This window comes from Janthinobacterium kochi (genome assembly GCF_051380715.1).
Taxonomy (GTDB): domain Bacteria; phylum Pseudomonadota; class Gammaproteobacteria; order Burkholderiales; family Burkholderiaceae_D; genus Janthinobacterium.
In genome coordinates, this window is record NZ_JBNYXO010000022.1 from 1 (window position 1) to 26,594 (window position 26,594).

Consider the following 26,594-nt stretch of genomic DNA (forward strand, 5'->3'; position numbering starts at 1 on the left):
TCTACATCGCCCAGGACAATCAAGGTCACGGCAAACCAACGCCTACAAGCCTCATAAATACATGGCCTACAAGGCTGCTTGATGGCAAGCCTGTTGCTTAACTTGGGTGGATTGGGGTCTGACCCCGGCATTCAGCTTAGGCAAACTTCTTGAAATCCGGCTTCCTCTTTTCAAAGAAGGCCGTAAACGCTTCCTTCGCCTCGGCGCCGCCCAGCATGGCGCTGAACAGTTTGTTTTCGTCGGCGATGGCGGCCTTCATCGGTTCCATGCGGCTTTGCTTCATCAGGCGCTTGGTGGCGCGGATCGAGGCCGCCGGCAGGGCCACCAGCTTGGCGGCCTGGCCTTGCGCGAAGGTCATCAATTCGTACAGGGGCACGACTTTCGACACCAGGCCCATTTCCAGCGCTTCGCTGGCCGGGAACGCTTCGCCCAGCATCAGCTTTTCCGCCGCGCGCGGGTAGCCGGCCAGTTGCGTGAGCAGCAGGCTGGAGCCGAATTCGGGGCACAGGCCCAGCTGCGTGAACGGCATCGAGAAGCTGGCGTTGTCGGCCGCGTAGACCAGGTCGCAGTGCATCAGCAAGGTGGTGCCGATGCCGATGGCCGGGCCAGAGACGGCCGCCACCACGGGCTTGCTGCTGCCGTACAGGGCGCGCATGAACTGGAACACGGGACGGTCATGGTCGAGCGAGCCATCCTTCGGCCGCGCCGTCTTCATGAAGTCATCGAGGTCGTTGCCGGCAGTAAAAATCTCACGCTTGCCGCAGATCAGGATGGCGCGCACGGCGTCGTCCGTCTCGGCCGCCACCAGCGCATCGGCCAGGGTCTGGTACATGGCGCCCGTGATCGCATTCTTGCGTTCCAGGCGGTTGAACTCCAGGGTCAGAATGCCCTCGCTCTTGCTGCACAAAATATCCATGTCGTCTCCAAAAAGATAAAGGGCGCCGAGGTATCCTCAGCGCCCAAGTTTTGACTAATCTTATCTGACCACCTACGTCACGACGCCTGGCAGAAGCGTAGCGAGCGGCAGCGAGTTGTGGCCGAGACGCGCAGCTGTGCGAAGGCACAGTGAGCATCGCAGGCCGCGAATCGCAACGCGCAGTAGCTTATGCCAGGTGTCATCAAACGCGCTCGAAGATGCCTGCCGCGCCCATGCCGGCGCCCACGCACATCGTGACCATGCCGTACTTCTGCTTGGTGCGCTGCAGTGCGTGAATCACGGTGGCCGCGCGGATGGCGCCGGTAGCGCCTAACGGGTGGCCCAGGGCGATCGCGCCGCCCATCGGGTTGACCTTCGATGGGTCCAGGCCCAGGTCGCCGATGACGGCCAGGGCTTGCGCGGCAAACGCTTCGTTCAGCTCGATCCAGTCCAGCTGGTCTTGCGTGATGCCGGCGGCGGCGCACGCTGCAGGAATCGCGAATTTAGGACCGATGCCCATGATTTCCGGCGGCACGCCGCGCACGGCGAACGACGAGAATTTCGCCAGCGGGGTCAGGTTATGCTCGCGCAGGATTTTTTCGCTGACGATCAGCAGCGCACCGGCGCCGTCGGACATCTGCGAGCTGTTGGCGGCCGTGACGGTGCCCTTGGCGGCAAACACGGGTTTGAGTTTGCCCAGCGATTCCATCGTCGAATCGGCGCGCGCGCCTTCGTCGGTGTCGACCGTGCGGCGCGAGACGTCCACCTGGCCGGTGGCCAGGTTCGGCGTACGCGTGATGATTTCGACGGGCGTCGTTTCGGCCTTGAAGAAACCGGCTTGCTGCGCGGCGATGGCGCGGCGGTGCGATTCAACGGAGAACGCGTCCTGCTGTTCGCGCGACACTTTCCATTGCTGCGCCACTTTCTCGGCCGTCAGGCCCATGCCGTAGGCCATGCCGATGTTTTCATCGCTGAACATGTCCAGGTTCATCGATGGGTGATGGCCCATCATCGGCACCATCGACATCGATTCGATGCCGCCGGCGATCATGACGTCGGCTTCGCCCACGCGGATGCGGTCGGCCGCCATGGCGATGGCCGTGATGCCCGAAGCGCAGTAACGGTTGACGGTCACGCCGCCCACGGTTTTCGGCAAGCCGGCCAGCAGCACCGAGTTACGCGCGATATTGAAGCCCTGCTCCGCTTCCGGGAACGAGCAGCCGATGATGGCGTCGGTGATCAGGGCCGGATCGAGGCCAGGCGTTTGCGCCAGGGCCGATTGCAGCACGCGCACCAGCAGGTCGTCCGGGCGGGTGTTTCTGAACATGCCGCGCGGCGCCTTGCCGATCGGGGTGCGGGTTGCAGAGACGATGTAGGCGTCTTGAAGTTGTTTGCTCATTTTATGCTTTCAAAGATGTTGAACGAGGTTCGTGTTCTGTCGAATGTCCGGGATGCTGGCCTATCGCTTCTGCGACAAATACCAGTCCACCGTCACCTGTGCCGCCAGCGTGCCTTCGGAGTCGAAGATATCGACTGCCACGGGAAACGCCACCTTGCCGTCCTGTGCCAGCTGCGCCTTCAACGCAGCCAGGTCGCCCGGTACCCGGCCTTCGGCGCGCGTCGCGCCCCGGGCCAGCTTCTGGTACTGAATGCGCGACTCCTTGGCCACAGGGCGCAAGCCCAGTATCAGCTCGGCGAAGCCGCCAGCCATGGCCGCGCCGGAAGCCGTTTCGGCCAGGGTAAACAAGGCGCCCGCATGCTGCGTGCCCAGGTGATTATTCAGTTTGGGATCTTCCGGCATCGACACCCTGGAGGTGCCGGCGCCGATGTCGTCGATGCTGATCCCCAGCAGCCGCACGAAGGGCAAGGTGTCCATCATCTGTTGTTTGATACGGTCATACACCATGCTTGGCCTCACGCGCAGCAGTACTTTAAAAACGAGTGACAGGATCGTCATCGACGTTGTGCTTAGTTGCGTACCGGCTTACCGGTCTGCATCATGCCCATGATCCGTTCCTGGGTTTTCGGATGGTTCAACAGCTCCAGGAATGCCTTGCGTTCCATATCCAGCAGCCACTGTTCGCTGACGAAACTGCCCTGATCCACGTCGCCGCCCGATACGATCTCGGCGATCATCTCGCCCAGCTTGAAATCGTGCGCCGAAATGAAGCCACCGTCGCGCATGTTGACCAGCTGCGCCTTGATGGTGCCCCAGCCGTAACGGCCCGTCACCTGGATCAGCGACGGCAGTTGCGGACGGAAGCCGGCGTCGAACATGGCGCGCGCTTCGACCTTCGCCACGTGCAGCAGCTCGTAGGCGTTGAACACGATCACGTCGTCTTCTTTCAGGTAGCCCATCTTCTTCGCTTCCAATGCCGATTTCGACACGTTAGCGGTGGCCGCATTGGTGAAGCCCGTTTTCAGGAATTGGAGGATATCGTTACCCTTGGCTTCCTTGTAAGCGCGCTGCGCCGCTTCCTTCAAGCCGCCGCCGGCAGGAATCAGGCCGACGCCCACTTCCACCAGGCCGATGTAGGACTCGATCGAGGCCACGCGCTTCGAGGAGTGCAGCGCCAGCTCGCAACCGCCGCCCAGGGCCAGGCCAGCGACTGCGGCGATGACCGGCACGTTCGCGTATTTCAGCGACATGAAGGTGTTTTGCAGTTCGGCGATGATCGGATCGACGGCTTTCACGCCGCCTTGCATGAAGGCAGGCAGAGCCGATTGCAGGTCGGCGCCGGCCGAGAAGGCACCGCCTTCGGCTGCGTCGGCGTGCCAGATCACCAGGCCCTTGAAATTCTTTTCCGCTTCGGCCAAGGCCAGTTTCAGGCCATTGATGACGCCTTCGCCGATCACGTGCATCTTCGTCTTGAACGAGATGATCAACACATCGTCGCCCGTATGCCAGACGCGCACGGATTCGTCTTCGAAGACGGTGGTGCCGGCGGTCTTGGGGTCGGCAGCGCCGCTGCCCAAGTTGGTACCAAAAACGGGCGCGCGGAATGGCTGGCGGTCATACACGGACAGGGTCGAACGGGGCACGAAGCTGTTCGACACGGCGGAGTAGGAACCTTCCGGCGTATGCACGCCGCCTTTTTCAGCCACCGGACCTTCGAATACCCATGCAGGCAAAGGTGCATTGCACAGCGCGTGGCCGGAGTCGATGTCTTCCTTGACCCAGTTGGCAACTTGCAGCCAGTTCGATGCCTGCCACGTTTCAAACGGACCGACGTTCCAGCCGAAGCCCCAGCGCATGGCGAAGTCGATGTCGCGCGCATTGTCGGCCACGGTGTCGAGATGAATGGCGATGTAGTGGAAAGCGTCGCGGAAAATCGCCCACAGGAACTGGCCTTGTGGATTCGTCGATTCGCGCAGCGCCTTCATCTTCTTGACCGGGTCCTTTTCCTTCAGGATGCGGGCGATGATGTCGGCAGCCTTGGCGCCGCCGGCGACGTATTCACCGGTAGCGAAATCGAGGCGTTGAATTTCCTTGCCGACTTTCTTGTAGAAGCCCGCGCCGCTCTTCTGGCCCAGCGCGCCTTTTTCCACCAGCTGCGCCAGCACGGCCGGCGTCTTGTAGACGGCAGCGAACGGGTCGTTCGGCAGGTAGTCCTGCATGGTCTTGATCACATGGCCCATGGTATCGAGGCCGACCACGTCCGCCGTGCGGAAGGTGCCCGACTTGGCGCGGCCCAGCTTGGAGCCCGTCAAGTCATCGACGACGTCCACGGACAGACCGAATTTTTCGGCTTCGTGCACGATGGCCAGGATGCCGAACACGCCAACGCGGTTGGCGATGAAGTTCGGCGTGTCCTTGGCGCGCACGACGCCCTTGCCCAGGGTGGTGGTCAAAAAGCCTTCCAGCTGGTCGGCAATCTCAGGCTTGGTGAACTCGGTCGGGATGATCTCGACCAGGTGCATGTAGCGCGGCGGATTGAAGAAGTGCACGCCGCAGTAGCGCGATTTCAGGTCGGCGTCGAAGCCTTCGGCCAGCTTGGTGATCGACAGACCCGAGGTGTTCGAGGCGAAGATCGCGTTCGGGCCGATGTGCGGCGCGACCTTTTGATACAGGTCGTGTTTCCAGTCCATGCGCTCGGCGATGGCTTCGATGATCAGGTCGCAACCGGCCAGCAGGTCCAGGTTGTCTTCGTAGTTGGCCACATGGATCAGCGATGCGTCATCCTTGTTGCCCAGCGGCGCAGGCGACAGTTTTTTCAGGTTCTCGATGGCGCGCAGCACGATGCCATTCTTCGGACCTTCCTTGGCCGGCAGGTCGAACAGCACGACCGGCACTTTCGCGTTGATGCAATGGGCGGCGATCTGCGCGCCCATCACGCCGGCGCCGAGGACGGCTACTTTTTTAACGATGAAATTGGTCATATTTTCCTCAAGTCTTAGAACAGGTCTGCGTCGAGTGCCATCAGGTTGGCCGAACCGGAACGCGCCTGACGGATCAGGGTTGCCGTTTCAGGCTGCAAGCGGGCGAAGTAGAAACGTGCGGTAGCCAGTTTGGCGGTGTAGAAGGTGTCGCCGCTGGACTCTTTTTCGAGGGCGATCTTGGCCATCTGCGCGAACAGGTAGCTGTAGATCATGTGGCCGACGACGCGCAGGTAAGGCACGCATGCCGCACCCACTTCGTCAGGATTCTGGAAGGCTTTCATGCCGATTTCCATGGTCAGCTTGGTGACTTTGTCGCCCAGGTCGCCCAGTGGAGTGACGAATTCGCTCATCGCTTCATCGGTACCGTTGTCTTCGACAAACGCCTTGATCTTTTCGCCGAACTTGCGCAGCTTGGCGCCGTTGTCACCGAGGATCTTGCGGCCCAGCAGGTCGAGCGACTGGATCGTGTTCGTGCCTTCGTAGATCATGTTGATGCGCGCGTCACGCACATACTGCTCCATGCCCCACTCCGAGATGTAGCCGTGGCCGCCGAACACTTGCATCGCTTCCGAGGTGGCGATCCAGGCGTTGTCGGTAATGAAGGCCTTGATGACAGGGGTCAGCAGCGCCACTTCGTCAGCGGCTTCCTTGCGCACGTCGGCGTCAGGGTGGTGCAGTTCGCGGTCGATCTGCAGCGCCACGTAGGAAGTGAAAGCGCGCGCGCCTTCGGCGTAGGCTTTGCCCGTCAACAGCATGCGGCGCACGTCAGGGTGCACGATGATGCGGTCGGCCGGCAGTTCCGGGTTCTTGATGCCGGACAGCGAACGCATTTGCGTGCGGTCCTTGGCGTAGATCAGCGCATTCTGGTAAGCGATTTCCGTCAGGCCCAGCGACTGCATGCCCACGCCCAGGCGGGCCGCGTTCATGAAGACGAACATGGCGTTGAGGCCCTTGTTCGGCTGGCCGATGATCCAGCCTTTCGCGCCGTCCAGGTTCATCTGGCAGGTCGAGTTGCCGTGGATGCCCATTTTTTCTTCGATGGCGCCGCAGGTGATCGGGTTGCGTTCACCGACCGTACCGTCCGCGTTCGGCAGGAATTTCGGCACCAGGAACAGCGAGATGCCCTTCGAGCCTTCCGGTGCGTCCGGCACGCGGGCCAGCACCAGGTGCAGGATGTTTTCCGCCATGTCGTGCTCGCCGGCCGAGATGAAGATCTTGTTGCCGGTGATGGTCCAGGAACCGTCTGCCTCAGGCAGCGCCTTCGAGCGCAGCAGGCCCAGGTCGGTGCCGCAGTGCGGTTCGGTCAGGCACATGGTGCCCGTCCATTCGCCCGACACCAGTTTCGGCAGATACACTTCCTTCTGGTGGTCGGTGCCGTGTTCCTTCAGGCACTCGTAGGCGCCGTGCGACAAGCCAGGGTACATGGACCAGGCCTGATTCGACGAGTTCAGCATTTCATAGAACGAATTGTTCAGCACGACAGGCAAGCCCTGGCCGCCGTATTGCGGATCGCAAGCCAATGCCGCCCAGCCGCCTTCGACGTACTGTTTATACGCTTCTTTAAAGCCTTTAGGCGTGGTCACGCTTTTCGTGACGGGATCGTGGTGGCAGCCTTCGCGGTCGCCGGAGTGATTCAGGGGGAACAACACTTCGGAAGTGAACTTGCCGCCCTCTTCCAGTACCTGGTTGATGATATCGGCGTCGACGTCGGCGTACGACGGCATTTGCTTCAGTTCTTCTTCCACTTGCAGGAACTCATGCAGAACGAATTGCATATCCCGGATTGGCGCGACGTATTGACCCATAATTTTTCTCCTGAAGGCGTTTAGCTAAAGTGTTGTACTTGTGAACTGCGTGTGCGTTGCTGCGGATACTGCCTGACGGCTTATTTGCTTGTTACTGAATTCTGGTACGACGCCAGCAAGCGGACAAATCCTGCCTGCGCCCGTTCAATGCTGCCCGGCACGCGCAGGAAGCGCGCATCGTGATGCAGGGCCAGGATCAGGCCATACATCTCGTACACCAGCTGCTGGGCGTCCGTGTCCGCTTTCAAGTCGCCCGTGGCGATCGATTGCTCGACACAGCGCAGCAACGCGCCCTGCCAGGCCCGCACCATGGCCACCAAGGAATCACGGATGGGGCCCGGACGATCGTCATACTCGACGGCGCCGCTGATATAGATGCAGCCGGAAGCGATTTCCACGCTGACCCGCTTGACCCAGCGCGCAAACATCGATTGCAATCGCTGGATACCGCGTGGTTCTTTCATGCTGGGGAAAAAGACTTCTTGCTCGAAACGATAGTGGTAGAGCTTCAGCACTTCCATCTGCAAGTCTTCGCGTGAGCCAAAGTGGGCAAACACGCCCGACTTGCTCATGTTCATTTTGTCCGCAAGCAGCCCAATGGTCAGGCCTTCCAGGCCGTCGCGGCTGGACAAGTCCAGCGCCACGTCGAGGATGGCTGCACGGGTCAGTTCGCCCTTGCGCATGAATTTGACTGAAGTATTCAAGAGGTCCGTTCTAAAAGTGATGTTGCCGATTTGGCGGACTGAAGCGAGGGTAAAAAAAGCACGCTCCGAAAAAATCCGAACGCTCGTACTATTATCCACTACCACGTAAAAGTCAAACGGGAACTTTAGAGCCGGTGTTCTATTGGTGCAGCGCAGCATTTTTTGACTGCGTGTTTGTAGCGATTTCAGGCAGGCAAAGGCGGTGCGCGCTCTTGCCTGACAGCAACAAGCGCGCCTCAGGACAGGCCGCCTGCCTTGCTCAATTGACGGCGGTCGCGCTTGGTCGGCCGCCCTTTGATGGTGGTACCCGGCTCGCGGAACAGCTTGCGCTCCTCGGCCAGCTGCTCGCGGCGGGCGATGCTGGCCGGTGTTTCTCCGTACAGAAGACGCGCCACGCTTGCCGCGCCGCGCTTGTCGGACAGGCCCAGCACGGCCACTTCCCACGTATCAAAGCCATTGTCGATGGCCAGCGCGTCGCCCACGCGCAGGCTGCGCGCCGGTTTCACGCGCTCGCCGCCCACTTTGACCTTGCCCGTGTCGACAGCCTCGCTGGCCAGCGAGCGCGTCTTGAAGAAGCGCGCCGCCCACAACCATTTATCCAGCCTTACCGTTGTCATCTCGTTCATGCGTACTTGCCTACTGAAAAAATGCGCATCACCAGCCGGTACACGAGGAAGGCGGCTTCGTAGCCGATGCGCCGGACACGGCCGATGTGCTTGAAATCATCCTGGTGAATCACGATGCCGTCGGCCACGCCCTGCTCGATATGCTGGCGCAAGCTTTGCGCGAAGGCCACGTCCTTGATGACGATGTTCGCTTCCTGGTTGAGGAACAGGCTCAGCGCGTCAATATTGCTCGAACCCACTGTCGCCCAGTCATCGTCGACGACGGCCACCTTGGCGTGCAGCTGCGTCTTGCGGTATTCGACGATTTTCACGCCGGCAGCCAGCAGTTTCGGATAAAACGAGTGCGCCACGGCATCTTGCATGCGGAATTCGCCCACGCCGATCAGCAAGACCACGTCGACGCCCCGCTGGGCCGCCTGGGCCAGGGCGTGGCGCAGCTTGTGCCCGGGCGCGAAATACGGGTTGGCCAGCATCACGCTCTTGCGCGCCTGGCCCAGCGCCTGCAGGTAGGCGCGCTGGATGGTGCGGCGGTTGCGCAGGTTGTCGCGCACGACAAAGCCGGCCACCACGGGGTTCTTCGCCAGCTCCTTGCTGACGACGCGCATCTTGCGGTACAGCTTGATACGCCGCACCAGGTTCATCTTGCCCAACCGCGCCCACTGCGCCTGCACTTCCTCATGAATGGCGTCGACCAGCGGGCCCTTCACCTGCACGGCAAAGTCCCAGCGCGGCGCCTCCAGGCTGATGCTGTGGTCATAGTCGCAAAACATGTCGTCGTTGATATTGATGCCACCCACCAGGGCGATCTCGCCGTCGGCGACGCAAATCTTGCGGTGCGTGCGCGTGATGCCGCGCCGGAACCACGGATTGAAGATACGGTGGTGCACGCCAGCCGCTTCCAGCTGCGCATGCATGGCTTTCACGCGGCGGTTGCCCGTGCCGAACCAGTCCGTGATCATGCACACCAGCACGCCGCGCGCGGCGGCACGCTTGAGCGCGTCGAGCACCAGGGTACCCGTGGCGTCATCGGCAAAGATATACGTTTCGAAATACACTTCCGAACGCGCGCCGTCGATGGCGGCTATCAATGCGGGAAAATAATCGGTGCCGCAACACAGCAGCTCGATGTCGTTGTGGGCGATGAAATTGACTGTGCGCATGCCGGCAGTCTACGCGAGTTTTAAAGCGGCAACGATCGGCGCGTGGTCCGACAGTTTTGCCCACAGGGTGCCATGCATCACTTGCGCGCCTTCCACGTGGAAACCGCGCACGTAGATGCGGTCCAGGCGGAACCAGGGCAAGGCGGCGGGAAAGGTGCGCGCAGGTACGGGCACCGGCGTTTTCGTCTGGCGCCGCGCCAGGGTGCGCACCAGGTCGCCCAGGGCCGAGTTCGACGCGCGCTGGTCGAATACTTCCACCACACCGAGCGCATTGCGCAGCTTGTCGCTGAGCGTATTGCGCCAGTCATTGAAATCGCCGGCGATGATAACGGGCTCGCCATTCGGCGCCGATTCCATGACGGCGTCGATCAGCGCCTGCGTCTGGCGGCCCCGTCCCGATTCGAACAGGCCCAGATGCACCACATAACAGTGCACATCAGCCTGCGGCGTCTTGAGCACGCAATGCAGGATGCCGCGCTGCTCGTAGGCGTGGTCGGACACATCATGATTGGTTTGCGAAGCGATGGGAAATTTGCTCAGCAAGGCGTTGCCATGGTGGCCATGGTCATACACGGCATTCATGCCATACGCGGAATGGTGTTCGGCGCCGGCAAAGAATTCATGCTGCGACGCTTCCGGCCAATGCTTGTGGCCGTTGTTCTCGGCGCCATAGCGGGCCGCATTGCGGTCATGCTTGCCTTGCACTTCCTGCAAAAAGACGACATCGGCATGGAACAGGGCAATCGCCTGCTTCAATGCGTGAACCCTGGGCAAGCCCCGCACGGAAGAGACACCCTTGTGGATATTATAAGTTGCTACGCGGATTTTCATGCCTTGATTCTACTCCCAGACGGGCCCCGCGCGGCGTCAGCTTAGGTGCGCGTGCGCACCTAAATGCACACAATCACGCCAGCATGCGTCCCACGCCCGCCGTCACGCTGACGAGTAGCGCGGTAATGCCTGCCGCCCAGACGATCTTGACCAGCAAGGGCGCGCCGCGCCAGGCCACGGTGCGCTTGCCCTTGGCAAAGGCGCCCGGATGCAGTAGCCAGCCGATCGCCATCAGCGGCATGCCGATGGGCGGCGTGCGGCCGGGCACGGTGGAGCTGAACAGCAGAAAAATGAAGCACAGGCAGAAAACGATGCCCAGAGTGCCCAGCAGTTTTTGCTGCGCAGTCAAATGTAACCAGTTCAACATGGAATGCTTTCTAGGGAAATCAGGTTGGGCGCGCCAGGCCCGTCATGGCCGGCAATTGCAGGATGGCTTCCGCGTTGGACGACGAGAAACAGCGGTCGGCCGCCGCCAGGTAAGGCAACCACGCGTATTGCAGATGTTCGCGGGGACTCAGCGTGATGGCGATGTCGCGCGGCACTTGCACGCTGAACACGTGTTCCGTGTTGCGCGTCACGCCGGGCGCATAGCGGTGGCGCCAGATCGGATAGATCTCGTACACATTCGACAAGTTCCAGTCGCGCAGCACGATGTCGTGTCCATCAACGACGATACCGGTCTCCTCGCACAATTCGCGCGCGGCCGTCTGCAGCAGCGGTTCGTCGACGGCGTCGACGGAACCGGTCACCGATTGCCAGAAACCGGGCTGGCCCGCGCGTTCGATCAGCAAGACGTCCAGATCAGCCGTATGAATGACGACCAGCACGGAAACGGGAATTTTATGGGTCATATCAACAATGAAAAAGGCGCCTCGTCAGCGCCTTTTGGGGTCAGACCCGGCGGGTCTGACCCCAGCCTCGGCTAATGCTTAGCCTGCTACTTTTGGCTCGGCGCCGCGCAAACGGATGTGCAGTTCGCGCAATTGCTTCTCGTCCACTTCCGACGGCGCTTGTGTCAGCAGACACTGGGCGCGCTGGGTTTTCGGGAAGGCGATCACGTCGCGGATCGAATCGGAACCCGTCATCATGGTCACGATACGGTCCAGGCCGAATGCCAGGCCGCCATGCGGTGGCGCGCCGTATTGCAGGGCGTCAAGCAGGAAGCCGAACTTCAGCTGGGCTTCTTCGGCATCAATTTTCAATGCGCGGAAGACCTTGCTTTGCACTTCTTCGCGGTGGATACGGATCGAACCGCCGCCCAGTTCCCAGCCGTTCAAGACCATGTCGTAGGCCTTGGCGATGCAGGCGCCCGGATTGGTTTCCAGCATGTCTTCATGGCCGTCTTTCGGCGCCGTGAATGGATGGTGGGTCGCCGTCCAGCGGTCCGCTTCTTCGTCGTGTTCGAACATCGGGAAGTCGACCACCCACAATGGCTTCCACACGTCCTCGAACAGGCCGGCTTTCTTGCCGAACTCGCTGTGACCGATTTTCACGCGCAGCGCGCCGATGGCGTCGTTGACGACCTTGGCCTTGTCGGCGCCGAAGAAGATCAGGTCGCCGTCTTGCGCGCCCGTCTGCTCGAGAATCGTGGCCAGCACGTCGGCAGGCAAGAACTTGACGATCGGCGATTGCAAGCCTTCAGGACCCTTGGCTTTCTCGTTGACCTTGATGTAAGCGAGGCCCTTGGCGCCGTAGATGGCGACAAATTGCGTGTAGGCGTCGATTTCCGAACGGGGCATGCTGCCGCCTTGCGGAACGCGCAGGGCCACCACGCGGCCACCCTTCATGTTGGCAGCGCCGTTGAAGACCTTGAACTCGACCGACTTCATGACTTCGGTCAAGTCCGTGAAGGCCAGCTTGACGCGCATGTCCGGCTTGTCGGAACCATACAGGCCCATCGCTTCAGCAAAATCCATCACGGGGAACGGGTTCGGCAAGTCGATGTTCAGGGTGTTCTTGAAGACGACGCGTATCATGTCTTCGAACAGGTCGCGGATTTCCTGTTCCGTCAGGAACGAGGTTTCGCAGTCGATCTGCGTGAATTCAGGCTGGCGGTCAGCGCGCAAGTCTTCGTCGCGGAAGCACTTGGTGATCTGGTAGTAACGATCGAAGTTAGCGACCATCAACAGTTGCTTGAACAACTGTGGCGATTGCGGCAAGGCGAAGAAGCTGCCCGCGTTCACGCGCGACGGCACCAGGTAATCGCGCGCGCCTTCTGGCGTCGACTTGGTCAGCATCGGCGTTTCGATGTCGATGAAGCCCAGCGCGTCGAGGTACTTGCGCACTTCCATCGTCACCTTGTAGCGCAGGCGCAGGTTGTTCTGCATTTGCGGGCGGCGCAGGTCCAGCACGCGGTGCGTCAGACGCGTCGTTTCCGACAGGTTGTCGTCATCGAGCTGGAACGGCACGGGCACGGAAGGGTTCAGCACTTCCAGCTCCGAGCAGACCACTTCGATCTTGCCCGATTTCAGGTTGTTGTTGATCGTGCCTTCGATACGGTTGGTCACGACGCCCGTCACGCGCAGGCAGAATTCGTTGCGCACGGCTTCGGCGACCTTGAACATCTCCGCTTGTTCCGGGTTGCAAACGATTTGCACCAGGCCTTCACGGTCGCGCAAGTCGATGAAAATCAGGCTGCCGTGGTCGCGGCGGCGATGTACCCAGCCGCACAGGCTGACGGTTTGTCCCAGCATGGCTTCGGTAACGAGGCCGCAGTATTCAGTACGCATAGACATAAAATTCTCAGTTCAGGTTAGTGAGTGTTCAATCCGGCCGCGTCCCGCGTGGGACGCCTGCCTTTATTCTTTGGCTGCCGGGGCCGGTACAGCAACAACTTCCGCAGGCGCTACCACGCCCATCGAGACGATATATTTGAGCGCCGCATCGACGCTCATGTCGAGTTCGACGACATCGCAGCGTTTCATCATCAGGAAAAAGCCCGATGTCGGATTCGGCGTCGTCGGCACGTACACGCTGACATAGTCGCCTACCAGGTGGTTCGCCGCATCGCCGCCCGGCACGCCGGTCAGGAAAGCGATGGTCCAGGAATTCTGGTGCGGATACGGCACCAGCACGGCCTTGCGGAAGGCATTGCCAGACGGGGAAAACAAGGTATCGGACACTTGCTTGACGCTGGAATACAGGGAATTGACGATGGGTATGCGTTGCAGCAATTTTTCCCACAATTTCACCACATAATTGCCGACCAGGTTATTCGTCAGCAAGCCCGTGAAGAAGACGATCAGTACCGTCAATACCGTGCCCAGACCGGGAATGGTGCTCAGCGCGGGCACCTGGTGGCCGAACCAGACGCTGGGCTTCGTACTGCCGGGCACCAGCAGCAGCGACTGGTCCATCGTGCTGATCACCAGATTCAAGACCCAGGCCGTAATGGCCAGGGGCACTAAAATCAGTAATCCGGTAATAAAGTATTTACGCATCGGTTTCTCGGTAATGGAACGTATCGGCGCGGCGCGCTTTTCAGTCCGCTTTCGGCGCAGTGGCAGTCGGGGCGGACGCAGGTGCAGCCGCAGGCGTGCTCTCGGCAGCCGGGGCGGCCTTGGCGCCATCGGCCGGGCCCGTCGGAATGGCCGTGGTGGGCGCCGTGCCGCCGCGGAAATCGGTCGCGTACCAGCCGGTGCCCTTCAATTGGAAACCGGCGGCCGTCAATTGTTTCTTGAAACTGGGCTTGCCGCACGACAGGCACACCGTCAGTACTGGATCGGAGATCTTTTGCAAGACGTCCTTGGCAAAACCACACTCGTCACAACGGTAAGCATAAATCGGCATCTCTACTCCGAGAAAATCATCAAAAACCCTGAATTATAAAGCTTTTCCGCCATTCCCAGCGGAAAATGCCCGGCCGCGACCGTTGCCGCCTCAGTCCGCCCGGCGGCGCCAGCTCATCCAGCGCTCCTTGCCCGCGAAGACGGCGATGGAATCGTCCACGGCCTCATCAGCCAGGCAGTCGAAATGCGGCGCCAGCAAGGCCTGCAATTGCTCACGCGAAATGCCAAATGGCGGGCCCTTGGCATTGTCGTCAAAGAAAAAGTAACCGGCCAGCATGGCGCCCGGCGCCAGCAACTGCGCCCAGCGGGCCACCACTTGCGGCCACATGGCGCGCGGCATGGCGCACAGGAAGGCCCGCTCATAGATCAGGTCCAGCGGCGCTTCTGGCTGCCAGGCAAAGAAATCGGCTTCCACCACCTGCCCTGCCCGCGCACCGACGACAGCGCGCGCGGCAGCCACGGCGGCCGGCGAAAAGTCGATGGCCGTGGCATGCCAGCCTTGATCGAGCATGAAGACCAGTTCATAGGCCGAGCCGCAGCCAGGAATCAGGCAGCGCAGCGGGGCCGGGCTGCCGGCAACGAAGCGGCGCAACCGCGACGGCACGCCGCCATGGTCCCAGGGCGTAAATTGCTTCTCGAAACGCTCGTCCCAGAAGGCGGGCGAGAGCGGGTCGCGGTTATGAAAGTCAGCCATCACTTACGTCCTCAGCCAGTTAAAACGGCAATTGATGCCAGCGCATGAATACTTGCAAGCCCAGCGCACCGAGCGCGAAGGCGCCCACGAAGTACACGATAAAGCTCAGCAATCGATTCGTCTGGCGTTGCTCTGCCAACAAGGTTTTCATCAATTCCACATCGTTTTCACGGGGTTCGCCATGCACCGTCAAGGCCTGGTGCAGCAAACGCGGCAGTTGCGGGAAAATGTGCGCATAACGGGGCGCCTCGGCGCGCAAGCGTTCCATGAAGCCTTGCGGCCCCACCTGGTTGCTCATCCATTTTTCCAGATACGGCTTGGCCGTTTGCCACAAGTCCAGTTCCGGGTCGAGCTGGCGGCCCAGGCCTTCGATATTGAGCAGGGTCTTTTGCAACAGCACCAGTTGCGGCTGCACTTCGACGTTGAAGCGGCGCGAGGTCTGGAACAGGCGCAGTAGCACCTGGCCAAAAGAAATATCCTTCAGTGGACGGTCGAAGATCGGCTCGCAGCAGGCGCGCACGGCCGCTTCCAGTTCATCGACGCGCGTGTCTTTCGGCGCCCAGCCCGATTCGATGTGCGCTTCGGCCACGCGCTTGTAGTCACGGCGGAAGAAGGCGAGGAAGTTTTGCGACAGATAATCCTTGTCGTAGTCATTCAAGGTGCCCACGATGCCGAAGTCGAGCGCGATATAGCGGCCGAACGATTCGGGCGCGATCGACACGAGAATATTGCCTGGGTGCATGTCCGCATGGAAAAAGCCGTCGCGGAACACTTGTGTGAAGAAAATTTCCACGCCATCGCTGGACAGCTTGCGCAAGTCCACGCCGGCGGCCACCAGGCGCTCAGTCTGCGACACGGGAATCCCAACCATGCGTTCCATCACGATGACGCTGCTGGAACAGTAATCCCAGTGCATTTCCGGCACCAGCAGCAAGTCCGAGTTGGCGAAATTGCGGCGCAACTGGCTGGCGTTGGCCGCCTCGCGCATCAGATCCAGTTCGTCGTGCAAGTACTTGTCGAACTCGCCCACCACTTCTTTCGGTTTCAGGCGCTTGCTGTCGGCCCACAGGCGGCTGGTCCAGTCGGCGGCGATGTGCATCAGCGCCACGTCTTCGTCGATCAGCTTTTTCATGCCTGGACGCAAGACCTTCACGGCCACTTCACGGCCATCTTTCAAGGTGGCGAAGTGCACCTGGGCAATGGAGGCGGACGCCACCGGCTCGCGCTCGAAGCTGGCAAACAGTTGATCCGGGTGCGCGCCCAGCGACTTGACGATCTGCGCGATGGCCAGGTCGGAATCGAAGGGCGGCACGCGGTCTTGCAAGCGCGCCAGTTCTTCGGCGATGTCGGGCGGCATCAGATCGCGCCGGGTCGACAGCACCTGGCCAAATTTGACGAAGATAGGCCCCAGCTCTTCCAGCGCCAGGCGCAGGCGCACGCCCCGCGGCGATGACAGGTCGCGCCAGAAAATCAGGGTGTCGATCAATTTGGCGGTGCGGGGAACTTGCAGACCAGAAATCGCTATCTCATCCAGACCGTACTTGATGGAAACACGGATGATTTTAAACAGGCGCAGGAATTTCAATATCATGTAGACAAATCCGGTGTGGGAGACAAAGGCTGGAGGGCGGCGGCCGCCTTTTCCAGCCGGGCAAGGCGCTTGGCCAGGCGTTCGACGTCATCGCGCACGCGCGTCACGCCCGCGGAATATTCTTGCAAGGTAGAAGGACGGATCAGCATGGGCTGTTCATCGATAAAGTATTCGGCCACGTTTTCCGCCAGTTTTTGCTGGCCCGTGCGCACAAAAGCGACAGCATCTTTCGCACCGGCAACAAGGCGCGTGGCCAGCATGGGACCGAATATCTTTTCCAGGTCGTGCTCGGCTTCCCAGCGCAAACCCTTGCTCAATTGCGAAATCGCATTGGCAAACTCGGCATCGCCTTCGATCTTCACATACGAAAACGCCCGTTCGCGGTGTTGCAAGATCAGCGGCACATCGGACAATTTCACGCGGATGGTCACGTTGGCCGGCATGTCGGCCGGCGCCGCCTCCAGCATGCCGGCGCTGTCGACGCGCAGGCGCAAGGCCACGGCGCCCGTGTCGATACAGGCCAGCTTGCCAGCGTGCACGGCCAGCTGCTGGCGCGCCCACGGCTCCTGCGCCAGCAAATGGTTGATGGTCGCGATGACGGGCGTCATCGGGGAAAGATCGGAAAGTGGTGCCATCTATATACAGCGCGCCAGGCGCGCCCCTAAAAAGAAAAAACCGCCCATCAAACAAGGTGGGCGGTTTCGATCTTACCAGTTCAGCAGGAAATATCTGTCAAGCATCATGCATTGCGCATGGACTTAAGCCATTATTCAGCAAGTTTTGACAATTAATTCAATTGCTGAATGCCTGCCAGGACCCAGCCGCTGTTACCGCTGACGGGTTTCGACATATTCCACACTTCCGCGAACGGTTCCGCTGCCGCGCCAGGCGCCGAACGGATCAGGCCCGTAAACTTTACGCTAGCCAGGTAATCGTTGACGCTCGTTTCGATGCCCAGCAGTTCGGCATCGATGGTGACGACATCCGTAAAGTCCGGCTGCGCGCCCCGTTCCTGGATTTGCATGCGCAATTCCGCATACACTTCCGGCGACGTGAATTCGCGGATATCGTTGACGTCCGCCTTGTCCCAGGCCGCTTGCAGGCGAATGAAATTGCTTTTCGCGTGGCGCAGGAAGGCTTCCTTGTCGAAGTCGCTTGGCACGCCCCATGGCGCGGCAGCCGGGACCGGCTTGTCCAGGCCGACGCCGGACGAGACGGGCTGCAGCGGCGGCAGCGGTGGAATGCGCGAACCGATGTCGGGCACGTTGCCGGCCGGCGCAGGCTGGTTGCCGAAGCCCGCGAACGGCGTATTGCCGTTGGCGTTATTGTCGCGCTTGCCGCGCACCATGCGATAGATGAAGAAGGCCACGCCAGCCAGCAAGGCCACCATCAGCAAAGTGCTGATCATGCTGGCCAGGGCGCCGCCCAGGCCGAAATGCGACAGCAGCGCGCCCAGGCCCAGGCCCAGCAAGGCGCCGCCCAGCAAGCCTTTCCAGCGGCTCGGTGCCTTGGCGGCAGGTGCCGGTGCGGGGGCTGGCGCAGGTTGTGCCTGGCGTGGCGCGGCAGCCGGTGCCGGGGTCGGCGCCGGTGCGGGCGCCTGGCGGCCCACGTTTTGCGACTGGCGGCCAAACGAACGGCCACCGCCCATGGGACGGGCCAGCGCCTCGCCCAGCATGGATACCGTGGTCGCGGCCAGCATCATGCCAACCATAAATTTCTTCAATTTCATTCCATCTCCTAAAATCACCAACGTTGATGCATTACATCTTGATGCCGGTATGCAAAGCGGCAATGCCTGCCGTCAAATTGTAGTACTGCACGCGCTCCAGGCCCGCCGTTTCCATCATGGTCTTCAGCGTTTCCTGGTCCGGGTGCATGCGGATCGATTCTGCCAGGTAGCGATAGCTTTCCGCGTCGCCGGCGATTTTCTGTCCGAACCACGGCAAGACCGAGAACGAATACAGGTCATACGGCTTTTGCAGCGGCGCGGCCACCTTGGAAAACTCCAGCACCAGCAGCTTGCCGCCCGGTTTCAGCACGCGGCGCATTTCCGCCAGCGCCACATCCTTGTGCGTCATGTTGCGCAGGCCAAAGGCCACGCTGACACGGTCAAAATAGTTATCGGGGAACGGCAGTTTCTCCGCGTCACACAACAAGGTGGGGGTGAGCAAGCCGCGATTCAAGAGGCGGTCGCGGCCCACGCGCAACATCGATTCATTGATATCGGTCAACCAGACTTCGCCGGTAGGACCCGCCTGCCTGGCAAATGCCTTCGACAGGTCGCCCGTGCCGCCGGCGATGTCGAGCACCTTGAAACCGGGGCGCACGCCCGCGTTGGCAATGGTGAACGTCTTCCACAGACGGTGCAGCCCGCCCGACATCAAGTCGTTCATCACGTCGTATTTGGCAGCGACGGAATGGAACACCTTGGCGACTTCGCGCACTTTGTCGTCTTCTGCAACTGTTTTGTATCCGAAATGGGTCGTATTGGTCATGGTAGGCAGTCTGTTTGAACTTGCACGCATTATACAAGCGGCAGGCGCATTTCCCCCTGACGCCGGAGAAGGTATTGCCTTTCCACTGCATTTGAAGCAAGCATTGCCGCCCGGGCATACGCCGCCAGCGCCCCCTGCCGGTCGCCCTGGCGGCGCAGCAAGTCGGCCCGGGCCGCGTGCAGATAATGCGAGCTGGCAAGGCTGGGCACGGCTTCCAGGCGATCCAGCCACGCCAGGCCGTGTGCGGCGCCATGCGCCATGGCGCAGGCGATCACCGCATTGAGCAAGATCAAGGGTTCCGGCTTGTGCCGCAGCAAGGCGCCGTACAGGACGTGGATCTGGCGCCAGTCCGTCTGGCTGGCCGTGGGAGCTTTGGCGTGCAAGGCGGCAATGGCGGCCTGCAACTGATACGGCCCCGGCGCCCTTGCCGGCAAGGCCGGTTCCAGCACGGCCAGTCCCTCGGCAATCAGGGCGTCATCCCACAGGCGCCGGTCCTGCTCTTCCAGGGTCAGTAAATAACCATCGGGCGACAGGCGGGCCGGGCCGCGCGATGCCTGCAGCAGCATCAAAGCCAATAAACCCTGCACTTCCGGCTGGCCCGGGAGCAGCCGCGCCAGGCGCAACGCCTCCGCGCACAGGTCCGCGCGCAGCAGGGTGTCGCCGCCACTGGCGCAATAGCCTTCGCTGAAGACCAGGTAAATCACGTGCAGCACTGGCGCCAGCCGTTGCTGCAATTCTTGCTCCGGTGGCAACCCGAAAGGAATGCGCGCCTCGGCGATCTTGCGCTTGGCGCGCAATAGCCGCTGCGACAGGGCCGCTTCGGCCACGCCGAAGGCGCGTGCGATCTCGGCTGTGGACAGGCCACACAGGGTGCGCAGGGCCAGCGCCACCTGCGCCTCGGGCGCCAGCGCGCGATGGCAACAAATGAACAGCAGGCGCAGGCGGTCGTCCTCGATGGCGTGCGTTTCTTCCATCATGGAAGCAGGCAGGCAGGACAGCACGTCCTCGGCCTCGCTGACGCTCTTGCCCGCGCGGCGCACGTGATCGAGGCCCGCATTGCGCGCCACGGCACTGAGCCAGGCCGCAGGATGATCGGGGATACCCGTGCGCGGCCACAGTTCCAGCGCCTTGCGACACGCTTCCTGCAACACATCTTCCGCCAGGCCCAGGTCGCCGAAACGCCGCATCAGACCGGCCAGCACCCTGCCCTTTTCCTGGCGAAAGACGTGTTCGACGGCCGCGACGGCGTCGTCTGCCATGTTTATGCCGTGACAGGCCGTACTTCGATGGTGCCCAGGGATGCGGCCGGGCAACGCCCGGCCCAGGCCAGCGCTTCGTCCAGGTGGGCGCAGTCCAGCAAATAGTAGCCGCCCAGCTGCTCCTTGGTTTCCGCGAACGGCCCATCCGTGATGACAGGCTTGCCATTTTGCACACGCACGCAGGTGGCGCTGCCCACGGGCGCCAGCTCCGCGCCCCCGCGCAGCACGCCAGCCGCTTCCAGGTCCTGCGTATAGCTGGCAAAGTCGGCCATCAGGCTGGCCATCTGCCCTTCTGCCATGGTTTCATAACGGGATTCATCGGCGTAGATCAGGATCAGGTATTCCATAGTCTCTTCTCCAAAAGAAAAATGCCCGCAAGCGCGGGCATTCATACGACGAACGGGGCGGCGGCAATCCGACAAGATTACCGCATTATTTCTAATTAATGCTTGTGGCCACAGCTAGGGCCGTGGACATGGCCGGAAGATTGCTTGACCGTCATGTCAGCCTTGGCGTCGCGGCCGCTGTCACCGGGGTAGCCGGCTGCCGTCAGACGATCCAGGTAATCCTGCCACAGGGTAGCTTGTTGGGCGCCCAGCTTGTACAGATAAGCCCAGGTATACAGGCCGGAATTGTGGCCATCGCTGAAGGTGGGCTGCACGGCGTAGTTGCCGACCGGCTCCAGGCCTGTGATGCCGACCAACCGCTTGCCCAATTGCAAGGTTTCCTGGCCCTTGCCATGGCCCTGCACTTCGGCCGACGGCGAGTACACGCGCAGGTATTCGAACGGCAGCGCAAATGTGCTGCCATCATCAAAAGCCACGTCGAGCACGCGCGACTGGTTGTGCACGGTCAAGCCGGTCGGTTGGGGTGTTGCTGTTTTTTCAGTCATGACAATACTTTATGCGGATAAACGTTGAATGATGGCGTCGCGCAGTGCCGGCAACAGGGCGCGGCGCGCGGCCAGCACCGCGGGCGCCGTCTCGCGCTGGATCACCGCCCAGCTGGGGTTCGGGAAGTGCGCATCGTCGCGGTAGCGGGGAATCACGTGCCAGTGCACGTGCGGCGTCATGTTGCCGAAACTGGCCAGATTGACCTTTTCCGGCTGCATCACTTCGCGCACGGCCAGCTCGACTTGCCACACGACTTCCATGACGTAATTGCGCTCGCCGGGCGTCAAATCCGTCATTTCCTTCACGTGTTTGTTCCAGATCACGCGGCAAAAGCCGGGATATGCAGGGTCGTCGACGGCCACCACGGACAAGCGTTCGCTGCGCCACAGCAAGGTCTCCAGACCCTGCTTGTTGGCGTAGCCGTCCAGCAGCTGACACAGATCGCAACTCGTGGACATTACACCAGCACCCGTTCAATGCCGCCGTCATTGGCGCGTTTCACGTAATCCGGCATCCAGTTCTCTCCCAGCAAGTGTTTGGCGATCTCGACGACGATGTAGTCGGCCGTGGTGCCCGAATCGTCATTGTAGCGCGACAAGCCTTGCAGGCACGACGGGCAGCTGGTGAGGATTTTCACGTCACCCGTGAAACCATCGCCGCGCAGCTTGTCTGCACCCTTGACCATCTCTTCTTCCTTGCGGAAACGCACTTGCGTGGAAATGTCAGGGCGCGTGACGGCCAGCGAACCCGATTCGCCGCAGCAACGGTCATTCTTTTCGATCTTCACGTTATCTACCGTGCTGATCAGGGAATTGATGGTCTTGCCCGACTCTTGCAGCTTCATCGGATTGTGGCAAGGCTCGTGGTACATATAGCGCGTGCCATTGACGCCTTCCAGCTTGACGTTTTTCTCCAGCAAATACTCATGGATATCCATGATGCGGCAGCCCGGGAAAATCTTTTCAAACTGGTACGTTGCCAGCTGGTCGTAACAGGTGCCGCACGACACCAGCACCGTCTTGATGTCGAGGTAATTGAGCGTGTTAGCCATGCGATGGAACAGGACGCGGTTGTCCGTCATCATCTTCTCGGCCTTGTCGAACTCGCCCGCACCCCGTTGCGGATAACCGCAGCACAGGTAACCCGGTGGCAAGACCGTCTGCACGCCCACTTCCCACAGCATCGCTTGCGTGGCCAGGCCCACTTGCGAGAACAGCCGTTCCGAACCACAACCGGGGAAGTAAAACACGGCTTCCGTATCGGCCGTGGTCGTCTTCGGATTGCGGATGATCGGGATGACTTTATCATCTTCGATATCGAGCAGCGCGCGCGCCGTTTTCTTCGGCAAGTTGCCCGGCATCTTTTTATTGATGAAGTGGATCACCTGCGCCTTGACGGGTGGCTTGCCTGTCGATGGCGGCGGCGCCTTGGTTTGCTTCTTGGCAAATTTCTTCAACAAATCGTGACCCAGGCGCTGCGCCTTGTAACCCCAGCCGATCATGACCTTGCGCGTGGCGTTGATGGTCACGGGATCGGTAGCGTTGAGGAACAGCATCGTTGCCTTGGTGCCGGGATTGAAGCTTTTCTTGTCCATCTTGCGCAGCAAGTTGCGCATGTTCATCGACACGTCGCCGAAGTCGATGTTGACGGGGCAAGGCGTGACGCATTTATGGCACACCGTGCAGTGGTCAGCCACGTCCTCGAACTCTTCCCAATGCTTGATGGAAATACCGCGCCGCGTCTGCTCTTCGTACAGGAAGGCTTCGATCAGGGACGAGGTCGCCAAAATCTTGTCGCGTGGCGAGTACAGCAAGTTCGCGCGCGGCACATGGGTTGCGCAGACGGGCTTGCACTTGCCGCAGCGCAAGCAATCCTTGACGCTGTCGGCGATGGCGCCGATATCGCTTTGCTGCATGATCAAGGACTCATGCCCCATCAGGCCGAACGATGGCGTGTAGGCATTGCGCAAGTCGGCGCCCATGCCCGGCAGGTTCAGCAATTTACCCTTGTTGAAACGACCTTCCGGGTCGATGCGCTGCTTGTAGCTGCGGAACTCGCCGATTTCTTCTTCCGTCAAAAATTCCAGCTTGGTAATGCCGATACCATGTTCGCCGGAAATCACGCCATTGAGCGAGCGGGCCAGGATCATGATGCGGCCCACGGCTTGGTGGGCGTCCTGCAGCATTTCGTAATTGTCCGAGTTGACGGGCAAGTTCGTGTGCACGTTGCCGTCGCCCGCATGCATGTGCAGCGCGACAAACACGCGGCTACGCAAGATGCGCGCATGGATGGCGGTCGCCTCGTCGAGGATCAGTTTGAAGGCGGCACCGTTGAAGATCTGGCGCAGCTGGGCGCGAATCTCTTGCTTCCAGGTAATGCGCACGGTGCGGTCCTGCACCACGTCAAACAGGGTGGCGTTCGGCTGCGTTTCCAGGCGCGCATCGAACACGGGCAGCAAACGCTCCATGCCCAGTTCGGCCAGCTCGCCCTTCACGTCCGCCAGCGGACGGTCCAACTGGGCCAGCAGATAGGTCCAGCGTGCCGTGACTTGCGCCAGCAACTGCTGCGCCTGCTCGGCGCGGTCGCCCAGCATTTCCGCATCGTCGACCCGGTCGTCGGAAGCATCGTCGCTCTTGCCAATTGGCAAGTTACCCTTGGCAAAGAATTCACTGAGGGCATCGGCCAACTGCAGTTTATTCTTGATCGACAGCTCGATATTGATGCGTTCGATGCCATCCGTGTATTCGCCCATGCGATTCAGGGGAATCACCACGTCTTCATTGATCTTGAACGCGTTGGTGTGTTTGGCGATCGCCGCCGTGCGGGCGCGGTCGAGCCAGAATTTCTTGCGCGCTTCCGGGCTGACGGCCACAAAACCTTCACCCACACGGGTGTTGGCGATGCGCACCACTTCCGACGCCGCTTGCGCGACGGCATTTTCATCGTCGCCGACGATGTCGCCAAACAGGGCCATCTTCGGCAGCACGCCCCGCTTCGACTTGGTGGCGTAACCGACGGCGCGCAGATAGCGCTCGTCCAGGTGTTCCAGGCCCGCCAGGCGGATGGTCGTGTATTGCTCGCCCTTGGCCGGCAAGCCGTCGAGGTAATCCTTGATTTCCACGATCGATGGAATCGCATCGCGCGCCTGGCCAAAGAATTCCAGGCAGACGGTGCGGGCGAATTTCGGCATCTTGTGCAAGATCCAGCGTGCCGACGTGATGAGACCGTCGCAGCCTTCTTTCTGGATGCCCGGCAAGCCGGCGAGGAATTTGTCCGTCACGTCCTTGCCCAGGCCCTCTTTACGGAACTTGCGGCCAGGAATTTCCAGGATTTCCGTCTTGAACGGCGCGTTCGGTTTCGTCGCGTCGCGCGTGCTCGGGTGGCGCCATTCCAGCTGGAAACGTGCCAGTGCGATATCGTGGATCTTGCCCAGGTTATGGTCGAGACGCGTGACGTCGAGCCAGTCGCCGTTCGGGTCGACCATGCGCCACGAAGCCAGGTTGTCGAGCGCCGTGCCCCACAGCACGGCTTTCTTGCCGCCCGCATTCATGGCGACGTTGCCGCCGATGCAAGAAGCATGCGCCGAGGTCGGGTCGACGGCGAAGACGAAGCCGGCCTTTTCCGCCGCTTCCGATACCTTGTTCGTGATCACGCCCGCGCCCGAATTGATCGTCGCGTATTCGTGGCTCAATCCCGGCAAGACCGTCATTTCCACGGCGCCGAGGGTAATGAGTTTTTCCGTGTTGATGACGGCCGACATCGGCGTCAGGGGAATCGCGCCGCCCGTGTAGCCGGTGCCGCCGCCGCGCGGGATGATGGTCAGCCCCAGCTCGATGCAACCTTTCACCAGGCCAGCCATTTCTTCTTCCGTATCGGGCGTCAGGACGACGAACGGGTATTCGACGCGCCAGTCGGTGGCATCGGTCACGTGCGAGACGCGCGTCATGCCGTCGAAGCGCACATTGTGCTTTTCCGTGTAGCGGCCCAGCACCTTGACCGTGCGCTTGCGCAAGTCATAGGTCTTGCGGAATTCATCGCCGAAATCGGCCACGGCCTTGCTGGCCGCTTTCAGCAACAGTTCCACATTCTTGCTGCGCGCCTGCGCCACTTCCGGCGCTTCACCGGCAGCAAGCGCGTCACCGCCGGCCGCATCGATGGACAGGCGGCGCTTGTCGACTTCGGCCAGGCGGTGATGCAAGGCATCGATCAAGCCCTGGCGGCGCTTCGGGTTGTCGAGCAAGTCATCCTGCAGGTAGGGATTGCGGCGCACCACCCAGATGTCGCCCAGCACCTCGTACAGCATGCGGGCCGAACGGCCCGTCTGACGGGCGCCGCGCAGCTCGTCGAGCAGGCGCCAGGAGTCCTCCCCCAACAGGCGTATGACGATCTCGCGATCGGAAAACGATGTGTAGTTATACGGGATTTCACGCAGGCGGCTTGCTGCGGGACCATTCGGCGTTTCTGCCAGTAAAGCTTGGAGTTGTGCGGGAGCGTTCATGGAGTGTGGTGACGATGTGGACTGGACCCTAAAGGACCATTTTATCTTATTGCGCCGCACCATGCGGGAACAGCCTTAGGCCGCCTAAGGTTTAAGCACCTCATCGACCACCATAGCAAATACGGGAAAGCTTACTTTTACATGAATAAAAAACCAGTCTTCCTGATTTTTTTACGTAAAAATGCCAAGAATCGGACTCAGCTACAAACTATCAAGCTGCCCAAAAATAGGGCAAACAGGCGTTGCAATACGCACCATCGCCATCACGCCAGCATTTGTCCGATCCGGTGCCAAACGCCATCGGGCACGTACAGCAGCAAGGTGGTCATGGTCAGGTAGCGCGCGCACTTGCCGACGGCCATGTAGGCCACGCTGGGCCAGAACGGCAGCTTGAGCCAGCCCGCCAGCGTGCACAGGGGGTCGCCCACAAGAGGCAGCCAGGCCAGCAACATGGTCTTGGCGCCATAGCGGGCCAGCCAGCGGAACCAGCGCGTGTCGCGCTCCTTGGCGAACGCCTGCTTGGCGCGGTAGCCGAGCCAGTAGTCGACGATACCACCCAAGGTATTGCCCAGGGTGGCGACACCGATGGCGGCCCAGAACAGCGCCGGGTTGGCCTTGATGACGGCAAACACGGCCGGTTCCGAGCCGAGCGGCAGCAAGGTGGCTGAAATAAAGCTGATCAGAAAGACCGAGGTCAGCCCGACTTCCGGCGCTGCGATCAGCTGCAGCAGCCAGGCGATTGCGGATTCGATCATGGAACACTTCGCGATGCAGTATGGCTCTCCATTATAATGAAGAGCAGCCTGGGCGCCGCACACATCGCGCCAGCAGGCAAAGGCATACCCGCCCGCAGTTCCACAGAGCATTATTTGTCGCCAGGCTATCCGCCGCCGCGCCGCCGCTATCGACCGACACGCTCCAGTACCTTTCTGGCCCAGAATCACTTGCTAGCAG

Annotated in this window: 25 protein-coding genes; all 25 read right to left on the reverse strand. The window is 61.0% G+C overall.

Features of this window, described 5'->3' with window-relative positions; all coding sequences use genetic code 11:
* Positions 1-136: 136 nt before the first annotated feature.
* The 25 genes from ACQ4WL_RS26465 to ACQ4WL_RS26585 all read right to left on the reverse strand — a co-directional run bounded on the left by ACQ4WL_RS26465 (position 137) and on the right by ACQ4WL_RS26585 (position 26,395).
* Positions 137-916 carry an enoyl-CoA hydratase gene (locus ACQ4WL_RS26465; protein ID WP_071079693.1) on the reverse strand — a complete coding sequence of 260 codons (780 nt, stop codon included), beginning with the start codon at positions 914-916 and terminating at the stop codon, positions 137-139.
* Positions 917-1,118: 202 nt separating this feature from the next.
* Positions 1,119-2,315 carry an acetyl-CoA C-acyltransferase gene (locus tag ACQ4WL_RS26470; RefSeq protein WP_436512566.1) on the reverse strand — a complete coding sequence of 399 codons (1,197 nt, stop codon included), beginning with the start codon at positions 2,313-2,315 and terminating at the stop codon, positions 1,119-1,121.
* A gap of 60 nt (positions 2,316-2,375) precedes the next feature.
* The gene (locus ACQ4WL_RS26475) at positions 2,376-2,873 is read right to left on the reverse strand and encodes a PaaI family thioesterase (RefSeq protein WP_436512568.1); all 498 of its coding nucleotides are present in this window, start codon (positions 2,871-2,873) and stop codon (positions 2,376-2,378) included.
* An 11-nt stretch (positions 2,874-2,884) separates the two neighbouring features.
* Positions 2,885-5,296 (reverse strand): 3-hydroxyacyl-CoA dehydrogenase/enoyl-CoA hydratase family protein, encoded by a 2,412-nt coding sequence (locus ACQ4WL_RS26480; protein ID WP_436512570.1) that lies wholly within the window; start codon positions 5,294-5,296, stop codon positions 2,885-2,887.
* 14 nt (positions 5,297-5,310) lie between these two features.
* Entirely contained in the window at positions 5,311-7,101 is a 1,791-nt protein-coding gene (locus ACQ4WL_RS26485; RefSeq protein WP_096233570.1) for an acyl-CoA dehydrogenase C-terminal domain-containing protein, read from the reverse strand.
* A gap of 80 nt (positions 7,102-7,181) precedes the next feature.
* Positions 7,182-7,784: a TetR/AcrR family transcriptional regulator gene (locus ACQ4WL_RS26490; RefSeq protein ID WP_071079697.1), complete on the reverse strand. Its 603-nt coding sequence runs from the start codon at positions 7,782-7,784 to the stop codon at positions 7,182-7,184.
* A gap of 257 nt (positions 7,785-8,041) precedes the next feature.
* The gene (locus ACQ4WL_RS26495) at positions 8,042-8,431 is read right to left on the reverse strand and encodes an RNA-binding S4 domain-containing protein (RefSeq protein ID WP_436512572.1); all 390 of its coding nucleotides are present in this window, start codon (positions 8,429-8,431) and stop codon (positions 8,042-8,044) included.
* Positions 8,428-9,591: a cardiolipin synthase ClsB gene (gene clsB / locus ACQ4WL_RS26500; RefSeq protein ID WP_436512574.1), complete on the reverse strand. Its 1,164-nt coding sequence runs from the start codon at positions 9,589-9,591 to the stop codon at positions 8,428-8,430. The genes ACQ4WL_RS26495 and clsB overlap by 4 nt, the downstream gene beginning before the upstream one ends.
* A gap of 9 nt (positions 9,592-9,600) precedes the next feature.
* Positions 9,601-10,422, reverse strand: coding sequence for an endonuclease/exonuclease/phosphatase family protein (locus ACQ4WL_RS26505; RefSeq protein ID WP_436512576.1), 822 nt, complete (start codon positions 10,420-10,422; stop codon positions 9,601-9,603).
* A gap of 73 nt (positions 10,423-10,495) precedes the next feature.
* Positions 10,496-10,789, reverse strand: a complete 294-nt coding sequence (locus ACQ4WL_RS26510) for a hypothetical protein (protein WP_072457749.1) — start codon at positions 10,787-10,789, stop codon at positions 10,496-10,498.
* Between the two features lie 19 nt (positions 10,790-10,808).
* Entirely contained in the window at positions 10,809-11,273 is a 465-nt protein-coding gene (nudB, locus tag ACQ4WL_RS26515) for a dihydroneopterin triphosphate diphosphatase (RefSeq protein ID WP_436512578.1), read from the reverse strand.
* 78 nt (positions 11,274-11,351) lie between these two features.
* The gene (gene aspS, locus ACQ4WL_RS26520; RefSeq protein WP_436512580.1) at positions 11,352-13,157 is read right to left on the reverse strand and encodes an aspartate--tRNA ligase; all 1,806 of its coding nucleotides are present in this window, start codon (positions 13,155-13,157) and stop codon (positions 11,352-11,354) included.
* A gap of 63 nt (positions 13,158-13,220) precedes the next feature.
* Positions 13,221-13,862, reverse strand: a complete 642-nt coding sequence (locus tag ACQ4WL_RS26525) for a DUF502 domain-containing protein (protein ID WP_436512582.1) — start codon at positions 13,860-13,862, stop codon at positions 13,221-13,223.
* Between the two features lie 40 nt (positions 13,863-13,902).
* The gene (locus tag ACQ4WL_RS26530) at positions 13,903-14,211 is read right to left on the reverse strand and encodes an FmdB family zinc ribbon protein (protein WP_436512584.1); all 309 of its coding nucleotides are present in this window, start codon (positions 14,209-14,211) and stop codon (positions 13,903-13,905) included.
* 90 nt (positions 14,212-14,301) lie between these two features.
* Positions 14,302-14,904 carry a methyltransferase gene (locus ACQ4WL_RS26535; protein WP_436512586.1) on the reverse strand — a complete coding sequence of 201 codons (603 nt, stop codon included), beginning with the start codon at positions 14,902-14,904 and terminating at the stop codon, positions 14,302-14,304.
* 19 nt (positions 14,905-14,923) lie between these two features.
* Positions 14,924-16,495 carry a ubiquinone biosynthesis regulatory protein kinase UbiB gene (gene ubiB / locus ACQ4WL_RS26540; protein WP_436512588.1) on the reverse strand — a complete coding sequence of 524 codons (1,572 nt, stop codon included), beginning with the start codon at positions 16,493-16,495 and terminating at the stop codon, positions 14,924-14,926.
* Complete coding sequence (locus ACQ4WL_RS26545) at positions 16,492-17,130, reverse strand: ubiquinone biosynthesis accessory factor UbiJ (RefSeq protein ID WP_436512590.1); 639 nt, start codon at positions 17,128-17,130, stop codon at positions 16,492-16,494. The genes ubiB and ACQ4WL_RS26545 overlap by 4 nt, the downstream gene beginning before the upstream one ends.
* Positions 17,131-17,282: 152 nt before the next feature.
* The gene (locus tag ACQ4WL_RS26550) at positions 17,283-18,224 is read right to left on the reverse strand and encodes a Tim44 domain-containing protein (RefSeq protein WP_436512592.1); all 942 of its coding nucleotides are present in this window, start codon (positions 18,222-18,224) and stop codon (positions 17,283-17,285) included.
* A gap of 31 nt (positions 18,225-18,255) precedes the next feature.
* Positions 18,256-18,990, reverse strand: coding sequence for a bifunctional demethylmenaquinone methyltransferase/2-methoxy-6-polyprenyl-1,4-benzoquinol methylase UbiE (gene ubiE / locus ACQ4WL_RS26555; RefSeq protein ID WP_010394608.1), 735 nt, complete (start codon positions 18,988-18,990; stop codon positions 18,256-18,258).
* Positions 18,991-19,019: 29 nt separating this feature from the next.
* Complete coding sequence (locus ACQ4WL_RS26560) at positions 19,020-20,249, reverse strand: RNA polymerase sigma factor (RefSeq protein ID WP_436512594.1); 1,230 nt, start codon at positions 20,247-20,249, stop codon at positions 19,020-19,022.
* Positions 20,250-20,251: 2 nt separating this feature from the next.
* On the reverse strand, positions 20,252-20,596 hold the full coding sequence (locus ACQ4WL_RS26565; protein ID WP_436512596.1) for a YciI family protein: 345 nt from the start codon (positions 20,594-20,596) through the stop codon (positions 20,252-20,254).
* A gap of 95 nt (positions 20,597-20,691) precedes the next feature.
* Positions 20,692-21,141 (reverse strand): gamma-butyrobetaine hydroxylase family protein, encoded by a 450-nt coding sequence (locus ACQ4WL_RS26570; protein WP_099760882.1) that lies wholly within the window; start codon positions 21,139-21,141, stop codon positions 20,692-20,694.
* Between the two features lie 9 nt (positions 21,142-21,150).
* Positions 21,151-21,600, reverse strand: a complete 450-nt coding sequence (locus ACQ4WL_RS26575) for an HIT family protein (RefSeq protein ID WP_436512598.1) — start codon at positions 21,598-21,600, stop codon at positions 21,151-21,153.
* Positions 21,600-25,640: a DUF3683 domain-containing protein gene (locus tag ACQ4WL_RS26580; protein ID WP_436512600.1), complete on the reverse strand. Its 4,041-nt coding sequence runs from the start codon at positions 25,638-25,640 to the stop codon at positions 21,600-21,602. Before ACQ4WL_RS26580 ends, ACQ4WL_RS26575 begins: the two co-directional genes overlap by 1 nt.
* A 263-nt stretch (positions 25,641-25,903) precedes the next feature.
* Positions 25,904-26,395, reverse strand: coding sequence for a YqaA family protein (locus tag ACQ4WL_RS26585; protein WP_436512601.1), 492 nt, complete (start codon positions 26,393-26,395; stop codon positions 25,904-25,906).
* Positions 26,396-26,594 lie beyond the last annotated feature (199 nt).